Source organism: Mesorhizobium sp. WSM4311, assembly GCF_002295115.1.
Classification (GTDB): domain Bacteria; phylum Pseudomonadota; class Alphaproteobacteria; order Rhizobiales; family Rhizobiaceae; genus Mesorhizobium.
The window spans coordinates 379,734-396,768 of sequence record NZ_NSFV01000007.1; the positions used below are offsets into that span (position 1 = coordinate 379,734).

Consider the following 17,035-nt stretch of genomic DNA (forward strand, 5'->3'; position numbering starts at 1 on the left):
TGGCGTGCGCAAAGGCGGGTCCGTTTTGCGCCTGTGCGCAGTGGCGCTCGGCCTCGAGCTGACCCACCTAAAATTCTATCCAATCATAGGAACTTTGACCACGAGCCTAGCGTCATGCGCTCCTTCGCGTGGGCAAAAGAGAGAGGGAGAGGGCCGCCTCGCGCGGTCTCCTCCCTTCCCGATTAGGCCTTTGTCAGTTGTTCTAAACTGCGGCCACTGCCTTCCGGATCACGTCGATCACGACGGCAGGATGGGAAAGCATCGGCACGTGGCTACTCACCACCTCGGTGACATCAGCGCCCATGCGTTTCGAGACCCAGCGCTGCAGGTCGGGATGCACGGTATGGTCTTTCGTGGCTAGAACATACCAGCTCGGCTTTGACTTCCATGCGATTCGATCGGCGCTGAGATTCTGCTGATGGAACAGATCGAACACGGGCGCATAGTGGGTAGCCCATATGAGCTTCTGGTCTGCCTCGGATAGGTCGCCCGCGAAGAATTCAGGGCCATTCGGCAACATCCAGGCGCGTCCATCCGCGACCTCGACCCGCGTGAAGATATCCGATGGGTACTTATCGAGCTGGTTCTGCACCGTTTCGCCGGCATCCGGGGCAACTGCCGCGATGAACACGAGCCCCACGACGCGATCGTCAACGCCGGCGGCGGTAATGGTAGCGCCACCGTAGGAATGCCCGACAAGGAGGACGGGATTGCCGACGCGGTTAAGTGTCCGCTTTACAGTCGCCACGTCCTCCTCAAACGAATCCAGGCCATATTGAACAGAGATGACTTCGTGACCGTCTGCCTGGAGCGCTGGAATCACCTTGTTGAAGCATGAACCGTCGGCCCAGATGCCGTGGCAGAACACGATGGTCAGCTTGGATATTGTCGACATTTTGCGGTCTCCTGGTTGATCAAAAGAGACCTAGAGCTGTCTTCCACCGGCGACAAAGACTTTGTACGTTCGACCTATGCCTTAAAAGTATAACGGTGACCCATGGAACTCCGACATTTACGCTATTTCGTTGCCGTCGCAGAGGAGGGTAGTCTGCTAACTGCTGCCCAGCGGCGGCTAAACACATCGCAGCCTTCGCTGAGCCGACAGATTCGCGATTTGGAAGCCGAAATCGGTGTGATGTTGCTCGAGCGGCAGGCACGCGGCGTAGTGCTTACCCCTGCGGGACGCGTCTTCCTAGATCATGCCCGGCTCGCACTTCTGCAGGTCGAGGCCGCGGTCGATGGTGCTCAGAGGGCGGCGCAGCCGAATAGGCCCGTACTTTCCATCGGATTTCTTGTAGGGCTGGAGGTCACGTGGTTGCCTCATCTGTTGCGCATCATCCGCGAAGAAGTACCGGAAACGGAAGTCACGCTGTGCAGCCTGTCTTCCCCTGAACTTGCCCTCGCGGTGATGCGCGGGAAGCTGGACATGGCCTTCCTTCGCCCCGAAAAACAGAGCCTGGGCCTGACCTTTAAATTGCTGACGAAGGAGCCTTTGATCGCCATCCTGCCAGCGGGCCATCACCTGGCTTCGCGCAAAAAGGTCCGGCCGCGGGACCTTGCCAGCGAAATTTACGTCAGCTCAGCGAGGACGTCTCCGGTATTGCAAGCAGTGATCGAGGCCTACGCATCGAGCGCTGGAATCACGCTGAAACCTAGGTACGAAGGCGAGAACATATCGTCGGCGATGTCACTGGTCGCGTCCACTGGAGGCGTGACGCTCGTTCCGCTGTATGCACAGAATATGCTGACGCCGAACGTCGTTGCCAGGGCGCTCGAAGGTGTGCCTCCGACAGTCGATCTTACTTTGGGATATGCCGACGCTAACTCATCACCTTTGCTCCATCGACTTCTGTCCCGTGCGGACGAGTTGATCGAAAGCGTTCAAAATCAAAGCATCATTCGGTATGCTGAAACGCCATAGTAAAGTTACGGCCCAAAGCATCAACAGCAAAGGGACGTCCGTCTAGGCGATATCCGACGGTCCACTTTGAGGCACGCAGAATGCGCCGTTGGATGACCGGCTTAGTCGCTAGCGTGCATGGAGGCGATTTGACTTACTAAGGTCCGCTTTTGCGCATTGGCCGACCAAATGCTGCCGTTCCGCTGCCGGCTAGAAGCGGCCATATCGCAGTGAAATTCCAAAACGGATGTTCTGCGACTGCGAATGCCAGCTTAGCGCCTTGGACCGCGGTTCGGATTCATGCTGTGGAATGAAAGCATCTGGCCGAAAGCGGACGCATCAGTTCGGATCCCTTGCGGCGCGCCAGTTTTCTGGAAATTAGGGCTTAGAGATTGATGGCGGCCCGGCTTCGGCTGATCATTTGCCGCCTTCAAGTGGTTCCTGTCTTTGGATCAACGGGGATTTAGAACGATCGCCTCGCACGCAGCTTTCCTTTCTCACCAATTGCCCGTGCGGTTCTGCGCTGCACTCTTGAGCGCGCGAGAGGCGGATCGATCCAAGCTGTCTGCGCAGGCCGCTTCGACGTCAGCTTTGGTCAAGCCAACGTCGCGCAGATGGAAGTCGGACAGGTGACCAAGCCCGCGCTCTATGTTGCGGCGGGTCCGCCACTCATGGACAAGGGCCGGCAGGCGTTCGAGCGGACGATCAAGAGCAGTGCCCGGCAAGCCCCGTGCGGTCTGGCCTAGTGTCGTTTGCATCACGTTACGCCTGGTCATGGTAAACCTCCGTTGGCCGGGTTGCTCGAATGACGATCACCGTGACGGCAGAAGGCGGGAAGGCGCCAGGGCAGCTTCGGAAGCGCTCCGCTTCAGATTGTGAACTGGCCTTAGTCCTCCGCAAGGCCTAACTTGCGGCAAAGGAGCGCTCAGCGATGACGCGACGGCCTTACGGACTGCTCTGCCCGATCTCGCGCGCCTGCGAGTTCCCGGAGCCGCGCTGGACGATCCAAATCCTGACCGAGCTCTGGAACGGCTCGACCCGCTTCAATGACATTCGCAGGGGGTAGGCAACATCTCGTCCGCCCTCTTGTCGAGGCGGCTCAAGGAGATGGAAGCGTTGGGCCTGGTCGAGCGCGTGGAGGACGAGGCGTCGGGCAACGTCGCCTATTTCCGCACCGAGAAGTCGATCAAGCTCGAGCCGGCGATGAACGCGCTGGCGGAATGGGCGCAATGCAACATCGAGGCCGAGATCGCGCTCGCCGACGTGGATGTTTCGACCCTCATGTGGTTCGTGCGGCGAAAGATCGACCTCGCTGAACTGCCGCGGCGGCGCGCCGTCATCCGCTTCCATTTCCGCGACGATCCCCCACCGAAGTGCCCCCACTACTGGTTTGTGGTCGAGCCGGGCGCGGACTTGCCCGAGCTATGCTCGCTCGACCCCCGCCGAGACGTCGACCTTTACGTCGAGACCGGCGTTGTTTCGCTGGGGGCCATCCTGGAGGGCCGCTCCAGCATCGAGCGTGAGAAAGAAGAGGGCGGCCTTTTCCTGAGCGGCGACCCCGGCCTTGCACGCAGCATGGACCGTTGGCTGCGAACCTTGGTCTATGCGGCGCTCGAGGGAATCGTCCCGCTTTCTTGAAAACCACACTGAGGTTGCAGGCTCACGCGCGGAGGGTCGTTCGTAGCCGCGCAACGCCTACTACAGAGGAAATAAGGGAGGGAAGACATGTCGGCCAAAATCCTGCAAATCAACTACAAGCTCACCGGCCCGAGGGCCGAGTATGAGCGAGAAAACCTGCCCTATGCTCAACCCATCGCGGACCTACCTGGCCTGCGCTGGAAGGTCTGGATCATAAACGAGGCCCAAAGCGAAGCCGGAGGGATCTATCTTTTCGACGATGGCGCCACAGTGCAAGCCTTCTTGGACGGGCCAATTATTGCGGAGATGAAAGGTGATCCGACGTTGAGCATCAAGGCGTTTGACGTGATCGCGGGACTCACGACCATCACACGTGGCCCGGTGAAGTAGTGTTCTCGGAGGTTAGGATGGCGCAAGCGTCACTTAAGATAACGGGACGAGCGCCTCCCGCTGTCGCGCGTAGGTAAAGCCAGTTCAAGCCAATTTGAGGTTGTCGAGAACGGTGACATCTATGGGACGGCGGCATGTTGCAGCATGTGGCGAGAGCATCGCCAAGCCTGGAGGCGTCGCGCTGCCCCGCTGTGGTGCGAGACCAGCTCGGTAGTCGGCTCCGAGAGTCCGGTTAGAGGCGCAAAGGGGTCACCCGCAATCCGGTCGCGAAGGCCGGCTTTGGGCCAGAAGCGGATCTCTCGCAGTGGAATTCCACAACCGATATTCTCCGACTTTGATGGCAGCTTTGCGCCTCATTTCGGTCATTCTAGTAGTGCGGTTCGCCTACCAAAAGCGGACATCGCTGGTGCTTTGGATATAGGCGAGTTTGCGCCAACCTCGTTCAAAGTGGCCGCTACAATGGCGGCTGCTTGGTGGCATTCTTGACATTCGCTCAAACGAGACGTGCGCGGCGCTTTGCATTAACTACTGACCAAACGGCACGTCATCTGTACGCAACTAGAGCAACTATCCAATGACGATTGCCATAACGTCTCATGTGCAATAGGCCTTTCCCGGAAAAACGCAGGGGAGGATTGCCGTGCCAGGAACAGCCCAGACATGGCGTGTCGGCATCCTTTTTTCGCGCAGCGGCATCACCTCGGTCACCGAAAGCGAGCATTTCTACGGCACGGCGCTCGCAATCGAAGAGATCAATGCCGGCGGTGGCGTACTGGGGCGGCAGATCGAGCCGATTGCCTACGACCCGGGCAGCGACCCCGAGGCGTTTCGGTCGCTCGCCCGCAAGCTTTTGACCGAGGACGATGTCAACGTCATCTTCGGCTGTTCGATGTCGGGCAGCCGCAAGGCCGTGCTGCCGATCGTCGAGCGCTACAATGGCCTGCTCTGGTACCCCTCGATCTACGAGGGTTTCGAATATTCCGAAAACGTCCTCTACACCGGCGCCACGCTCAACCAAAACACCTTCGCGCTTGCCGACTTCATCCTGCAACGCTACGGGCCGCGCGTGTTCATGGCCGGGTCCGACTACATCTACCCGCATGAATCCAACCGGGTGATGCGCGACCTGCTGGAATGCAGGGGCGGCACCATCGTCGAGGAACAATATGTGCCGCTCGATGCCGACGAACGCCGGATGCGACGGCTAATGGCCGACATCGAAAAGGCCGCGCCGGACGCCGTCTTCTCGACGGTGATCGGGCGTAGCGCGCAGATCCTTTACAGGCTCTATGCCGAAGCCGGCATCGACCGGACAAAGCGGCCGATCGCCAGCCTGACGCTCGCGGAAGGCGAGATCCGGGTGATCGGGGCCGAGCATTGCACCGGCCATGTGCTGGCCGCGCCTTATCTGGCGAGTGTCGACAGCGACGAGAACCAGCGCTTTGTCGGTGACCTCGCCCGCCGCTTTGGCGACAGGACAACCGCGACCATGTGGTCGCAAACGGCCTATACGCAGGTGCATCTGTTCGCTCGCGCGCTGGAGAAGGCGGGAACCCTCGACACATTCCGCCTCAGCCAGGCGGCGCTCGAAGTCGACTATGCGTCGCCGGAGGGAAGGATGATGTTCGACCAGGAAAACCGCCATGTCTGGTCGACACCGCGCATCGGCATCGCCAACGCTGCTGGCCAGTTCGACATCGCATGGCAGTCGCAGGCGCCGATCCGGCCAGACCCTTATCTCGCCGCCACCCATTTCGAGGAGCCGTGGCTGTAATGACGGCGACGCTCAAACGCATCCTCAACGATCTGCGGCAAGCGAAGATCTTGGTCATCCACCCCAAGGACGAGGATGGCGCTGCCCTGGTCGATCACCTCAGGCGGTTGGGTTGCGAGGTCCGGGCGGCGTGGCCGCCGCCGGCGTCGATCCCGGGCGATATCGACACGGTGTTCGTGCAGGTGGGCGAAGCGCCGACCGATGCGATGGTGTCACTCATAGAAGGCGTGAATGCAGCAGTCGTCGCCATCGTCACCTACGAAAGCCCGACTTCGATCAAGGCGATCATTGACCTCAACGCCCACGGTGTCATCACCAAACCGCTGCGACAACTGGGCGTGCTAACGCAATTTGCGCTGGCCCGCTATCGCTACGGCTACGAAGGGCGGCTGGCCAACAAGGTGCGCAAGCTGGAGGATACGCTGAAAGGTCGCCGCACGATCGAGAAGGCGGTCAAGGTGCTGGTCGAGATGAACGGCGTCGACGAGGAGACTGCCTACAAGCTCATCCGCGATCAGGCGACATCGAAGCGGGTGGCGCTGGTTTCTGTCGCCGACGGCATCCTCGCGGCCCAGGAAGCGATGCGGGCTTTCGGCTTCGGAATTGCCACGCAAGGCAATCAGAAACAGCCGACCGATCGATAGGCCCCTAGCGATATGCTGCGGCAAAAAAGCTGGTATAACCAGCTGATTTTGCTTCCATAAATCGAACTTTACACCAGCGGTTTTGGCCAGAATCTTTGGCCCTTGACGCGATCTCCCGTCCGTGCAATTTCTTAAAGCACGAGCAGGTTTGCTCATCGGCAGGAATGCCGTTTCACATTGATGGCTATGTAGCCCTTGGCTCGCGGATGACTTCCGCGCCCAGGGGTTTTTTGCGTTTGGAGACAGGCCTTGACGACACATGCGAAAGCGACGGCGGACCTACGTCTGGCCTGCATCCAGTTCCAGCCGGCGATCGGCCGGCTGGACAAAAATCTCAAATCGATGGAGCGATTGATCCGCCAGGCCGCCGGTCTCGGCGCATCTGTGGTGGTGCTGCCGGAGCTGGCCGACAGCGGCTATGTCTTCGACAGCCACGAAGAGCTTGCCGAGCTCGCAGCGCCCATCCCGGATGGGCGCAGCGCCACGCTGCTCTGTTCGCTGGCCAACGAGCTTGACCTCCACATCGTCAGCGGTCTTGCCGAGCGCGACGGCGACCGCTTCTTCAACGCAGCCATGCTGTGCGGGCCATCGGGTCCCATCGGCACCTACCGCAAGCTGCATTTGTGGAACCGCGAAAAACTCTACTTCCAGCCGGGCAATCTCGGCCTGCCGGTGTTCGAGACCGCGATAGGCCGGATCGGCGTGGCGATCTGCTATGACGGCTGGTTCCCGGAGACCTATCGGCAGCTGGCGCTGAAGGGCGCCGAGCTGGTCTGCGTGCCGACCAACTGGGTGCCGATGCCCGCCCAGGGCGACCACCCGGAGCCGATGGCCAACATCCTGCACAAGGCCGCCGCCCACAGCAACGGCATCTACATCGCCTGCGCCGACCGTGTCGGCATCGAGCGCGGCCAGCCCTTTGTCGGCAGGAGCCTGATCGTCGGCCCGACCGGCTGGCCGATTGCTGGGCCGGCCAGCGAAGCCGACGAGGAAATCCTCATCGCCACGATCAACCTCGGCGAGGTCGCCAGGGCGCGCGCGCTGAGTGAGCGCAACGACGCCATCGGCGACCGCCGCAGTGACGTCTACGGATAACCAAGAAGAAGCCGGCACCACCCGGTAAGATCAACCAAAGAAAGGGGAATACCATGAAGAACAGAGCAGTGATCCTTGCATTCGCCAGCGCCGCCCTGACCAGCGCCGCCTTCGCCGCGGACGGACCGATCAAGATCGGCATCCCGGTCGGTCTCTCTGGCGCCAACAGCGTCGTCGCGCCTTCGGTCGTCCAATCGGCGGAACTGGCGGTTGCCGAAATCAACGCTGCCGGCGGCGTGCTCGGGCGCCAGCTTGCGCTGGAGATCGCCGACGATGCCTCGGGTGCGGCGGGGGCGCAGAAGGCCTTCGATTCGCTGGTCTTCCAGAAGGAGGTCAACGCCGTCATCACCATGGAGACGAGTGCTGCCCGCAATGCCGGCCTGCCGATCATCTCGAAGGGCGACATACCCTACATCTACACCTCGTTCTACGAGGGCAAATCCTGCAACGCCAACCTGTTCGTCAATGCCTGGGTGCCGGAGCAGCAGGTGCCGCCGATCGTCGACAATTTCATCAAGACGCAAGGCGCCAAGAAATTCTTCCTGATCGGCTCGGATTACGCGTTCGGCCGCGGCATGCTGGAATTCGCCAAGGCCTATATCGAGAAGTCAGGCGCCAGTGTGGTCGGCGAGGAGTATCTGCCGATGGAAGGCAGCGACTGGACGGCGATCATCTCCAACCTGAAGAGTTCCGGCGCCGATGCGGTGATCACCTCGACCGCCGGCGGCGCGCCGAACGTCACCTTGACCAAGCAGTTGCGCGGCGCTGGTGTTACCATCCCCTATGGCAACCTCGCCGTCGACGAAGGGACCGCCAAGAGCATGGGTGCGGATGCTGCCGGCATCTTCATTTCCGCTTCCTATGTGACCAGCATCGGCAGCGACGCCAACAAGGCCTTCCTTGCCGCCATCGAGAAGAAGTTCGGCGCCGACCTGCGCACCCCCAACGACCTCTCAGTGCCTGAATATGAAGGCATCTACCTCTACAAGGCCGCGGTCGAGAAAGCCGGGTCGACCGACACAGCCGCTGTGCTCGCAGCGCTTGCCGAGGTATCCTTCGTCGGCCCCCGCGGCACGGTCTCGATGAGCAAGCAGCACCACGCTCCGCTGACCATGTATCTCGGCCAGGTAAAGGCGGATGGCTCGGCGACCGTCGTCGACAAATTCGAAGGCGTCGACCCCGGGCAACAGTGCCCGAACCTGTAGTCGCGCCTCTGTTCGCAACGGGGCGGCCCTGAGCCGCCCCGTTCCACATCATCGAGGACCTGCCATGACGCTTCTCCTGGACATGGTGACGACGGCGGCGATCCTGTTCATCGTTGCCGCCGGCCTGCTTGCGATCTTCGGCGTGCTGAAGATCATCAATTTCGCCCACGGCGCCTGGCTGACGATCGGTGCCTATTGCGCGGTGGCGACGGCCGGCCTCGGGCTCAATCCCTGGGCAGCGCTGCCGATCGCATTTGCCGTCGGCGCAATCCTTGGCGGCATCACCGAACTGGTGATCGTGCGGCCGCTCTATCGCCGGCCGCTAGACGCCATTCTGGCGACCTGGGGGCTGGGCATCGTCATCGGCCAGCTGATCACGCTGTGGTTCGGGCGCGACGTGCAATTCACTTCCAATCTCCTGTCGGGCACGGTCGATGTCTTCGGTGTCGGCTATTCGCTCTACCGGCTGTTCGCGGTGGCCGCCGCGCTGGTGATCGGGCTTGCCTTCACCTTTCTTCTCGAAGGCACGCGGCTCGGCCTGTCGGCGCAAGCGGTGATCATGAACGAGGTGCTGGCCCGCGCGCTCGGCGTCGACACCGCCCGCGTGCGGCTGGCCACCTTCATCGTCGGCACCGGACTGGCGGCACTTGCCGGCGTGCTGCTGACGCCGCTGACCAGCGTCGATCCGAATATGGGCGTCGCCTGGCTGATCGGCTCGTTCATGCTGGTCATGGTCGCCGGATCGTCCTTCTCGACGCTGGCCATCGCCTGCATCGTCTTCGGTGGCGCCCAGGTTCTGGTCAGCACCTTCGTCAGCCCCATTCTCGGCGGCATCACGGTGGCGGTCCTGTGCGCCCTGGTGTTGCGCATCAGCCCGAAGGGATTTGCCCGTGCCTGAAAACCGTTCCATCCCACCGAGGGTCTGGCTGTTTGCAGCCATTGCGCTTGCGACCGCGGTCGTCGTCGTCATCGGACCTGCGCTGTTCGATCGCTTTACGCTCAACGTGCTGACCCGCTCGATGATCTACGCCATGCTGGCGGTGACCGTCGACATTCTGTGGGGCTACACCGGCATCCTGACCTTCGGCCAGGCGGCGTTCTTCGGCACCGGCGCCTATGCCAGTGCCATGGTGCTGAGCCATCTCGGCTCGACGCCCGCCCTTCTGGCGCTGGCGCTTGCCCTGGCAGTCATCGTGCCTGTGCTGCTCGGCGGTTTCGTCGGCTGGCTGTCGTTCGGCCATGGCTCAACACCGCTCTATGCGACGGTGATCTCGTTGGTGGTGCCGATCGTGGTGACGCAACTGGTGTTTTCGGGCGGAGTGTGGACCGGATCGAGCAGCGGGCTGGTCGGCTATTCCGGCCTGCCGCTCGGCCTGCCGGGTTATTTCCGGCTCACCGGCATCTGCCTGATCGTCACCACAGTCGTCGCCCTGGTCTTCACCCGCTCCGATGCGGGCAAGCTGCTCGTCGCCATTCGCGACAATGAAGCGCGCTGCGCCTATCTCGGCCTCAATCCGCAGCGCCTCAAGATCGTGCTGACGGCGCTGCTGGCCGGCGTCGCCGGCATTGCCGGCTTCCTCTATGCCAATGCCTCCGGCGTGGTGGCGCCGGAAAACACCGGCTTCGTCTTCGGCACCGAGATCGTCCTCTGGACCGCCCTTGGCGGTCGCGGCACCATTATCGGGCCGGTCATGGGTGCGATCGGCATCGACTATCTCAGCGCCCAGCTGTCCGGCGATCTGCCCTTCCTGTGGAACCTGGTCGTCGGAACCCTGTTCGTGGTCATGATCATCCTGTTGCCGAACGGGTTGGCGCAACTGGCCAGAATGGCCCTGCCGCGCCGCAATGGTGAGCAGGCCAACGCCGCCGGCAGCCCGGCCATCACCGTCGCGCCGGCCGGGAACGGCAGCACCGGCGACAACCGCGTGCTCTCCGTCAGCGGCCTCGGCAAATCCTTCGGCAGCCTGCAGGTTCTGCAAGGCATCGACCTCGATGTGCGCCCCGGCGAACTGGTCAGCCTCGTCGGCCCCAATGGCGCCGGCAAGACGACGCTGATGCGCTGCCTCAGCGACGGCACCGAGGCCACCACCGGAAGCGTCAGCATCGCCGGCCAGAACATCGATGGCATGACCCCGGACGAAATCGTGACGCTCGGCGTCGGCCGAAAATTCCAGGTGGCGAGCGTCTTCGACAGCCTGACCGTCGCCGACTGCCTGCGCATGGCACGCGCCTCGCGCCAGGCGCCGAGCCTGCTGCGCCGCTCCGCCACGCTTGGACTGCCGGCAGCCGCCGCCGATATTTTGCGCTCCACCGGGCTCGACCGTATGCTCGGCCAGCCGGTGTCGCTCTTGTCGCATGGGCAGAAACAGAGCCTTGAGCTCGCCATGGTGGTTGCGCTCGAGCCAAAACTCATCCTGCTCGACGAACCGACGGCCGGACTGACCAAGGTCGAGCGCACCACCATCGGTGGCACGCTGCAGAAGCTGACCGGGGAGCTTGGCTTTGCCGCCATCCTGGTCGAGCACGATCTCGATTTCGTCCGCGACATCTCGACCAGGATCGTCGTTCTCCACCAGGGCAAGCTTGTCCTCGACGGCAGCGTCGCCGAGGTCGTCAATTCCGAAACGGTCCGGACGATCTATTCGGGAGCCGCCCATGCTTGAGACCAGAGAGGCCAGAACCACCTTGCCGAAACTCTCGCTGTCGAACGTTTCGAGCGGCTATGGGCCGGTTGCCGTCATCGAGGCGCTGTCGCTTTCCATCGCGCCTGGGCAGATTTTTGCGCTGATGGGCAAGAACGGCATGGGCAAGACCACGGTGCTTAAAACCATTTTAGGCTTCGTGGCGCTGCGTTCGGGCGACATCAGCCTTGATGGCGCGTCGATGTCAGGCGTTTCCCAGGCCTCGCTGATCGCATCGGGCGTCGGCTATGCGCCACAGGAGCAGGCCCTGTTCCAGGATCTCAGCGTGCGCGACAATTTGCGGCTCGCCCTGCGTTCGGATCGCGGCTTTGCGCAAGCGGTAGAGCGGGTCTACGGGCATTTTCCGTTCCTGCGGGAGCGCCTGTCGCAACGCGCCGGAACGCTGTCCGGCGGCGAGCAGAAGATGCTCATCCTCGGCCGTGCGCTGATGCTGCAGCCGAAGCTGCTTTTGATCGACGAGATTTCCGAAGGCCTGCAGCCCTCCGTCGTCGAACGCATCGCCACAGCTCTCAAGGAAGAACGCCGGGCCAACGGCACGACGATCCTGATCGTCGAGCAGAACCTGCCCTTCGCGCTTGGCGTCGCCGACAACTGGGCGGTGCTAAAACTTGGCCGTATCGACGATGCTGGGGATGTAACCGAGGGAACGGCGAGCCGAGTTCTTCAGCATCTGAAGATCTAAGGCGTATCCGGCCCAGATACTCCGAACCCATTCGTTCCCCTGAACTGCGACGCTGTGGCCGGCGATTTGCAGAAGGAAGCTCGCGGCGACGGGAATGTCCGAACCGGCAACCAAGACAATATCCGGGTCAGGGCGCATTCCGACCTTTCAGTCTGGAGATCCGAGTGTCCGCCCAGGCCAGCTTCTCGACGAAGCAAGCGGCGTGCAGCAATGTCCGCTTCTAGCTATTTGTAGCTTAAAGCTGCCGGCCCGCTGTCGGCCCCAATGCGGCCGCGCTCATAGCGCCGTGGTTAAAATGCATTGATTGACCCGCTTTGGGATAAAGCTGAGCCACAACTCGCATGGAAACTAAATTTAGCTGTTGTTAATGCTCGAAGGGGTCACCGAGCGAGGCGATGCCGTTGAGCTGCATCATGCGGCGGTCTGATGAAATGATGCCGAGTACGATGATCGTGACCAGGTAGGGCAAGCTTGAAAGCAGTTGCGACGGCACGTCCAGTCCCGTTGCCTGCGCGGCGAGAGCCAAAAGCGACACCGCGCCGAAGAGGCATGCACCCAGGAAAATCCGACCGGTGAGCCACGTTCCGAAAACGACGAGGGCAATGGCAATCCAGCCGCGCCCGGCGATCATTCCATCTGCCCAAAGCGGCGTATAAACCACTGCGGCGTAGGCGCCGGCAAAGCCTGCCATCGCGCCGCCGAACGTGACTCCGGCGAGGCGGACGGCGATGACCGGATAGCCGATGGCGTGCGCCGCCTTGGGGTTTTCACCGACGGCCCGGATGACGAGCCCGGCCTTCGTATAGGCAAACATCGCCCAGATGGCCAAGGTCGCCGCAAGGGAAAGCCAGACGACGACATCCTGCGTGAAAAGCCCGCCGACGACCGGGATATCGGAAAGCCAGGGCAAGGCGAGCTTTGGAAGCCCCCGGACAGTAAGGCTTTCATAGGTCTTGCCGAACAGCGCCGAGAGGCCCTGGCCGAGGATGCCGATGGCGAGGCCAGTCGCCACCTGGTTTGCACGAAACCCGAGCGTGACGATGGCAAAGACGAGGGACAACGCCGCGCTGCCGGCGCCCGCGGCGAGGAAACCCAGGAAATGCCCGCCGCCATGATAGACGATGATGAAGGCGAGGACCGCGCCGAATGCCATCAATCCTTCCACACCGAGATTGAGCACCCCGGTGCGTTCGGCCACCAGCTCGCCCAGCGACGCGAGAAGAAACGGCGTTGCGGCCGCGAGCATGCCGGCAAGGACGAACTCGACGGCGTTCATGATGGGCTCCGGTGGGCGGGACGGCGCCATTCGAGACGGTAGCGCACGAAGGCAGCGGCGATGAGATAGGCGAGGAGCAGGCTGCCTTGGAAGACGCGCACCGCGGCGACCGGCAGATTGGCCGACACCATGGCGTTGTCGCCGCCGATATAGAGCGCCGCCATGATGAGCGCGGAAAAGACGATGCCCAGGGGATGCAGACCGCCGAGATAGGCGACGATGATAGCCGCGTAGCCATAACCCGTCGAGATCGAGCGCTGCAGTTGACCGATAGGGCCGGCCACCTCGGCCGCGCCCGCCAGTCCCGCGGCGAAGCCGCCGATGAGCAGAGAGAGCCAGATCGCCCGTCCCTCGGCGAAACCGGCATAGGCGGCAGCACGCGGCGCGCGGCCGCCAACCTGCAGTTTGTAGCCGGTGAAGCTCTTCTGTATGAATGCCCATGCCGCGATGGACAAGGCAAATGCCAGAAGCAGCGAGACGTTGACGCGGGTGCCGGGGATCAGGATCGGCACCATCGCATCGTACTGGAACATCACGGATTGAGGAAAGTTGAAGCCATTGGGATCCTTCCACGGGCCAAGCAGCAGGTAGTTGAGCACCTGTACGGCAACGAGGCTCAGCATCAGGGAGACAAGAATCTCGTTGGCGTTGAGCCGGACGCGCCAGAAGGCGGTTATCGACGCCCAGAGGGCGCCGCCTATGGCCCCGAGGAGCAGCATCGATGGCCAGATCCAAAGGCCCGTTGCCAGCGGAAACCATACGGGAATGGCCGAGGCGAAGATGGCGCCGAGGATAAACTGACCTTCGGCCCCGATGTTGAACACCTTTGCGCGAAAACCAATCGCCAGCCCCTGCGCGACGAGAAGCAGCGGTCCTGTTTTGAGCAGCACTTCCGAGAATGAGGCCCAGGACAGGAACGGCTCGAGGAGCATCGCATAGACGACTGCTGCCGGGTCCCGGCCGATCAGCACGTAGAGCCCAAGATTGAAAAGGATCGCCACGGCGAGCGCGGCGGGAGGGGCAAGCAGCGTAGCAGCGAGCGAGGCGTGCTCCCGGCGCACAAGGGCCGGGAGGATAGATACTGGAAAAGCGTTCATGCGGGAACCTGACCGGCGGTTGCAGATGCTCCGATCATGTATCGCCCGATGTCCTCCGGCCTGGTGTCGTTCGTGACCAGCGGGGGGCTCAGCCGGCCGTGATGGAGCACCTGGATGGAATCGCAGAGTTCGAAGAGTTCCTCCAGTTCCTCGGAGATGACGAGGATCGCCATGCCTCCGTTGCGCAGTGTGACGAGGCGCCTGCGTATGGCGGATGCGGCACCGATGTCGACGCCCCATGTCGGCTGCGCCACGAGCAGCAGTTTCGGGGACAGCATGATCTCGCGGCCGACGATGAATTTCTGCAGATTGCCGCCCGAAAGCGCGCCGGCCTCCGCGTCCGGGCCGGGCGTGCGCACATCATATTGCCGGATGCAGTCATTGGTGAACGCCGTCGCCCGCGCCCTGTCGACCAGACCGCGTCTCAAAAGCCCGAGCGGATGAGCCGTCAGCAGGCTATTGCGGACGAGCGACATCTCGGGTACCGCGCCGCGACCGAGCCGGTCTTCAGGGACGAAGGCAAATCCGAGTTTTCTGCGCGAGGCCGCGTCGAGCGCGCTCACATCCTTGCCCATCATGTGGATATGGTCGCGCTGTCCCTTCGGCAGCAGCGTCTCGCCGGAGACGAGCGCGGCGAGCTCGCTCTGCCCATTCCCCGAAATGCCGGCTATGCCGAGGATTTCGCCGGAACGCAGCGTGAGGTCGACATCTGAGAGCGCAACGGCAAAGAGGTCGTGGGGCCGATAGTCCAGGCCGATAATCTCGAGCCGCTTTTCCCCCCGGGGCATGGGAAGTGCCGGCGCTGGCTCCGGCATGTCGCGGCCGATCATCATGCAGGCAAGGTCGTGCGTATCGTGATCGCGCGGGTCGACGTTTCCGGTCACGCGCCCGCCGCGCAGGATGGTCGCCCGGTCGCAGACTGCACGGATTTCGTCCAGTTTGTGCGAGATAAACAGGACGGAGACGCCGCCGTCGCGTAGCCGGCGCAACGTCTCGAAAAGCTTGCCCACCGATTGCGGGGGCAGGACAGAGGTTGGTTCGTCGAGGATCAGCAGCTTCGGATTGGTCATCAGGCAACGGATGATCTCTACCCGCTGCCGCTCGCCTACGGAGAGCGCATGCACTTGGGCGAGTGGATCGACCTCCAAGCCGAACTCGTCCCCGAGCGCGCGGGTGCGCTCCGCCAGGCGGGCTTTCCGGCCTGGCACGACCAGTCGAATGTTCTCCACAACGGTCAGGGTTTCGAAGAGCGAAAAATGCTGGAAAACCATGCTGATCCCCTTACGCCGCGCCTCCGCGGGGGAGGCAAGGCGCAAGGGTTCGCCGTCCCAGAAGGCGGTTCCGCCGTCTGGCTGTTCGACGCCGTAAATCAGCTTCATCAGCGTCGATTTGCCCGCCCCGTTTTCCCCGAGGATCGCGTGAATCGACCGTGGAGCCACGTCCAGATCGATGTCCTGATTGGCATGGATCTGGCCGTATTTCTTGGAGATGCCGCGAAGCGACAGGAGCGAAGCAGTCATAGGATCACTTCGGCAGAGGGGTGGTGACGCCCTTGACGTGCCAGTCCATCGCGACAATCTCGGCATCCGTGAGCGTAGCGCCGGCGGGGACGCCATCGCTGCCATCGGCTTTGGCGATCCGTCCGGTGAATGGCGAGAAACCGCCATTAGCGATCTTGGTCTCGACCTCCTTGATCCTGGCCATCATGTCGGCGGGCACGTCCGGGCTCCAGTCGACGACCTCGACGACCTTGTCGCCGACGCCGAGGAAGGCGTTGGCACCCTTGAACGTGCCAGCGAGATGGGCGTCGACCGAGGCCTTGAAGAAAGGCGACCAATCCGTCGCGACGCAACCGAGATAGGTTTTCGGAGCGTATTTCTTCATCGAGGAATTGAGGTTGAAGGTGTAGATGCCGGCCTCCTCGCAGACCGCGATGACCGACGGCGTGTCCTGTGCATTGGAGAAGATCACGTCGCATTTCTGCGCCAGCAAGGCCTTGGCGGCTTCCTGTTCCTTGGCCGGATCGAACCAAGAGTTTACCCAGACGACCGAGACCTCGATATCAGGCTTCACCGCCTGCGCGCCCAACGTGAAGGCGTTGATGGAGGTGATCAGTTCTGGAATGGCGAAGGCAGAGACCGAACCGAGCTTGCCGGTCTTGGACAGCGCGGCAGCGGCCATTCCCATCAGATAGGTACCCTGGAAATACTTGGCGGCGAAGGGCGAGAAGTTCGGCGCCACCTGAAAGCCGGAGGCGTGCAGCACGGTGACGCCGGGATTGCGGTGGGCGGCCTGGAGGGCGCCGTTCTGGTAGCCGAAGGAGCCGGCGATCAGGAATTTGTTCCCGTCGGCAACGGTCTTGTTCATGATGCGGTCGGCATCCGGGCCTTCCGCGATGTTTTCGATGATCGTGACTTTTACCTTGTCGCCATAAGCGGCCTTTACCGGCTCCAGGCCGTCGGCAAGCGCCCGGCCCCAGCCGACGTCGCCGACCGGCGAGGGGACCACGAGCGTGATGCCCAAGGGTTCGTCGGCGGCGAGCGCGGAGCGACCGCCCAGCACCGCGGCGAGGCCGGAGGCGGCGGCGGCCTTCATCAGTATTCTGCGGTTGAGATTTTTCAGCATTTAGGTT

General features: G+C 62.4%; 17 protein-coding genes. 11 read left to right on the forward strand and 6 right to left on the reverse strand.

All coding sequences use genetic code 11. The features are described 5' to 3' along the window. Positions 1 to 202: 202 nt before the first annotated feature. Positions 203 to 895 (reverse strand): alpha/beta hydrolase, encoded by a 693-nt coding sequence (locus CK226_RS20940; RefSeq protein ID WP_095775912.1) that lies wholly within the window; start codon positions 893 to 895, stop codon positions 203 to 205. Positions 896 to 997: 102 nt separating this feature from the next. Between CK226_RS20940 and CK226_RS20945 the strand changes: the two genes are divergently transcribed. Beyond that, a complete protein-coding gene (locus CK226_RS20945; RefSeq protein WP_095792939.1) occupies positions 998 to 1,921 on the forward strand; it encodes a LysR family transcriptional regulator in 924 nt (307 codons plus the stop codon). Between the two features lie 476 nt (positions 1,922 to 2,397). Here CK226_RS20945 and CK226_RS34470 read toward each other — a convergent pair whose 3' ends face one another. Next, positions 2,398 to 2,676, reverse strand: a complete 279-nt coding sequence (locus CK226_RS34470) for a hypothetical protein (RefSeq protein ID WP_142877206.1) — start codon at positions 2,674 to 2,676, stop codon at positions 2,398 to 2,400. 155 nt (positions 2,677 to 2,831) lie between these two features. On the opposite strand from CK226_RS34470, the gene CK226_RS36025 reads away from it, so the two are divergent. The 10 genes from CK226_RS36025 to CK226_RS20990 all read left to right on the forward strand — a co-directional run bounded on the left by CK226_RS36025 (position 2,832) and on the right by CK226_RS20990 (position 12,030). Then, positions 2,832 to 2,966 carry a hypothetical protein gene (locus CK226_RS36025; RefSeq protein WP_280951258.1) on the forward strand — a complete coding sequence of 45 codons (135 nt, stop codon included), beginning with the start codon at positions 2,832 to 2,834 and terminating at the stop codon, positions 2,964 to 2,966. Positions 2,967 to 3,016: 50 nt separating this feature from the next. Further along, complete coding sequence (locus CK226_RS20950) at positions 3,017 to 3,538, forward strand: hypothetical protein (protein ID WP_245437795.1); 522 nt, start codon at positions 3,017 to 3,019, stop codon at positions 3,536 to 3,538. Positions 3,539 to 3,625: 87 nt separating this feature from the next. Then, positions 3,626 to 3,928, forward strand: a complete 303-nt coding sequence (locus CK226_RS20955) for a YdhR family protein (protein WP_095775909.1) — start codon at positions 3,626 to 3,628, stop codon at positions 3,926 to 3,928. Between the two features lie 640 nt (positions 3,929 to 4,568). Then, entirely contained in the window at positions 4,569 to 5,702 is a 1,134-nt protein-coding gene (locus CK226_RS20960; RefSeq protein ID WP_095792941.1) for a transporter substrate-binding domain-containing protein, read from the forward strand. After that, positions 5,702 to 6,346, forward strand: a complete 645-nt coding sequence (locus CK226_RS20965) for an ANTAR domain-containing protein (protein ID WP_095792942.1) — start codon at positions 5,702 to 5,704, stop codon at positions 6,344 to 6,346. Before CK226_RS20960 ends, CK226_RS20965 begins: the two co-directional genes overlap by 1 nt. 249 nt (positions 6,347 to 6,595) lie before the next feature. Next, on the forward strand, positions 6,596 to 7,441 hold the full coding sequence (locus tag CK226_RS20970) for a nitrilase family protein (RefSeq protein ID WP_095792943.1): 846 nt from the start codon (positions 6,596 to 6,598) through the stop codon (positions 7,439 to 7,441). 53 nt (positions 7,442 to 7,494) lie between these two features. Next, entirely contained in the window at positions 7,495 to 8,646 is a 1,152-nt protein-coding gene (locus tag CK226_RS20975; protein ID WP_095792944.1) for a substrate-binding protein, read from the forward strand. A gap of 64 nt (positions 8,647 to 8,710) precedes the next feature. Beyond that, positions 8,711 to 9,544, forward strand: coding sequence for a branched-chain amino acid ABC transporter permease (locus CK226_RS20980; protein WP_095792945.1), 834 nt, complete (start codon positions 8,711 to 8,713; stop codon positions 9,542 to 9,544). Then, the gene (locus CK226_RS20985; protein ID WP_095792946.1) at positions 9,531 to 11,309 is read left to right on the forward strand and encodes an ATP-binding cassette domain-containing protein; all 1,779 of its coding nucleotides are present in this window, start codon (positions 9,531 to 9,533) and stop codon (positions 11,307 to 11,309) included. The genes CK226_RS20980 and CK226_RS20985 overlap by 14 nt, the downstream gene beginning before the upstream one ends. Further along, positions 11,302 to 12,030 (forward strand): ABC transporter ATP-binding protein, encoded by a 729-nt coding sequence (locus CK226_RS20990; protein WP_095792947.1) that lies wholly within the window; start codon positions 11,302 to 11,304, stop codon positions 12,028 to 12,030. The genes CK226_RS20985 and CK226_RS20990 overlap by 8 nt, the downstream gene beginning before the upstream one ends. Positions 12,031 to 12,394: 364 nt before the next feature. Here CK226_RS20990 and CK226_RS20995 read toward each other — a convergent pair whose 3' ends face one another. The 4 genes from CK226_RS20995 to CK226_RS21010 are packed head-to-tail and all read right to left on the reverse strand — an operon-like array spanning position 12,395 to position 17,025. Further along, positions 12,395 to 13,306 (reverse strand): ABC transporter permease, encoded by a 912-nt coding sequence (locus tag CK226_RS20995; protein ID WP_095792995.1) that lies wholly within the window; start codon positions 13,304 to 13,306, stop codon positions 12,395 to 12,397. Further along, positions 13,303 to 14,403, reverse strand: coding sequence for an ABC transporter permease (locus CK226_RS21000; RefSeq protein ID WP_095792948.1), 1,101 nt, complete (start codon positions 14,401 to 14,403; stop codon positions 13,303 to 13,305). Before CK226_RS21000 ends, CK226_RS20995 begins: the two co-directional genes overlap by 4 nt. Then, positions 14,400 to 15,923, reverse strand: coding sequence for an ABC transporter ATP-binding protein (locus CK226_RS21005; RefSeq protein ID WP_095792949.1), 1,524 nt, complete (start codon positions 15,921 to 15,923; stop codon positions 14,400 to 14,402). The genes CK226_RS21000 and CK226_RS21005 overlap by 4 nt, the downstream gene beginning before the upstream one ends. A gap of 4 nt (positions 15,924 to 15,927) precedes the next feature. Continuing rightward, positions 15,928 to 17,025 carry a BMP family ABC transporter substrate-binding protein gene (locus CK226_RS21010; protein WP_179296006.1) on the reverse strand — a complete coding sequence of 366 codons (1,098 nt, stop codon included), beginning with the start codon at positions 17,023 to 17,025 and terminating at the stop codon, positions 15,928 to 15,930. Positions 17,026 to 17,035: the final 10 nt, after the last annotated feature.

Coding starts and splice junctions, on each gene's coding strand:
- CK226_RS20940 (WP_095775912.1), bottom strand. CDS start 895: ATGTCGACAATATCCAAGCTGACCATCGTGTTCTGCCACGGCATCTGG.
- CK226_RS20945 (WP_095792939.1), top strand. CDS start 998: ATGGAACTCCGACATTTACGCTATTTCGTTGCCGTCGCAGAGGAGGGT.
- CK226_RS34470 (WP_142877206.1), bottom strand. CDS start 2,676: ATGACCAGGCGTAACGTGATGCAAACGACACTAGGCCAGACCGCACGG.
- CK226_RS36025 (WP_280951258.1), top strand. CDS start 2,832: ATGACGCGACGGCCTTACGGACTGCTCTGCCCGATCTCGCGCGCCTGC.
- CK226_RS20955 (WP_095775909.1), top strand. CDS start 3,626: ATGTCGGCCAAAATCCTGCAAATCAACTACAAGCTCACCGGCCCGAGG.
- CK226_RS20965 (WP_095792942.1), top strand. CDS start 5,702: ATGACGGCGACGCTCAAACGCATCCTCAACGATCTGCGGCAAGCGAAG.
- CK226_RS20975 (WP_095792944.1), top strand. CDS start 7,495: ATGAAGAACAGAGCAGTGATCCTTGCATTCGCCAGCGCCGCCCTGACC.
- CK226_RS20980 (WP_095792945.1), top strand. CDS start 8,711: ATGACGCTTCTCCTGGACATGGTGACGACGGCGGCGATCCTGTTCATC.
- CK226_RS20990 (WP_095792947.1), top strand. CDS start 11,302: ATGCTTGAGACCAGAGAGGCCAGAACCACCTTGCCGAAACTCTCGCTG.
- CK226_RS20995 (WP_095792995.1), bottom strand. CDS start 13,306: ATGAACGCCGTCGAGTTCGTCCTTGCCGGCATGCTCGCGGCCGCAACG.
- CK226_RS21000 (WP_095792948.1), bottom strand. CDS start 14,403: ATGAACGCTTTTCCAGTATCTATCCTCCCGGCCCTTGTGCGCCGGGAG.
- CK226_RS21005 (WP_095792949.1), bottom strand. CDS start 15,923: ATGACTGCTTCGCTCCTGTCGCTTCGCGGCATCTCCAAGAAATACGGC.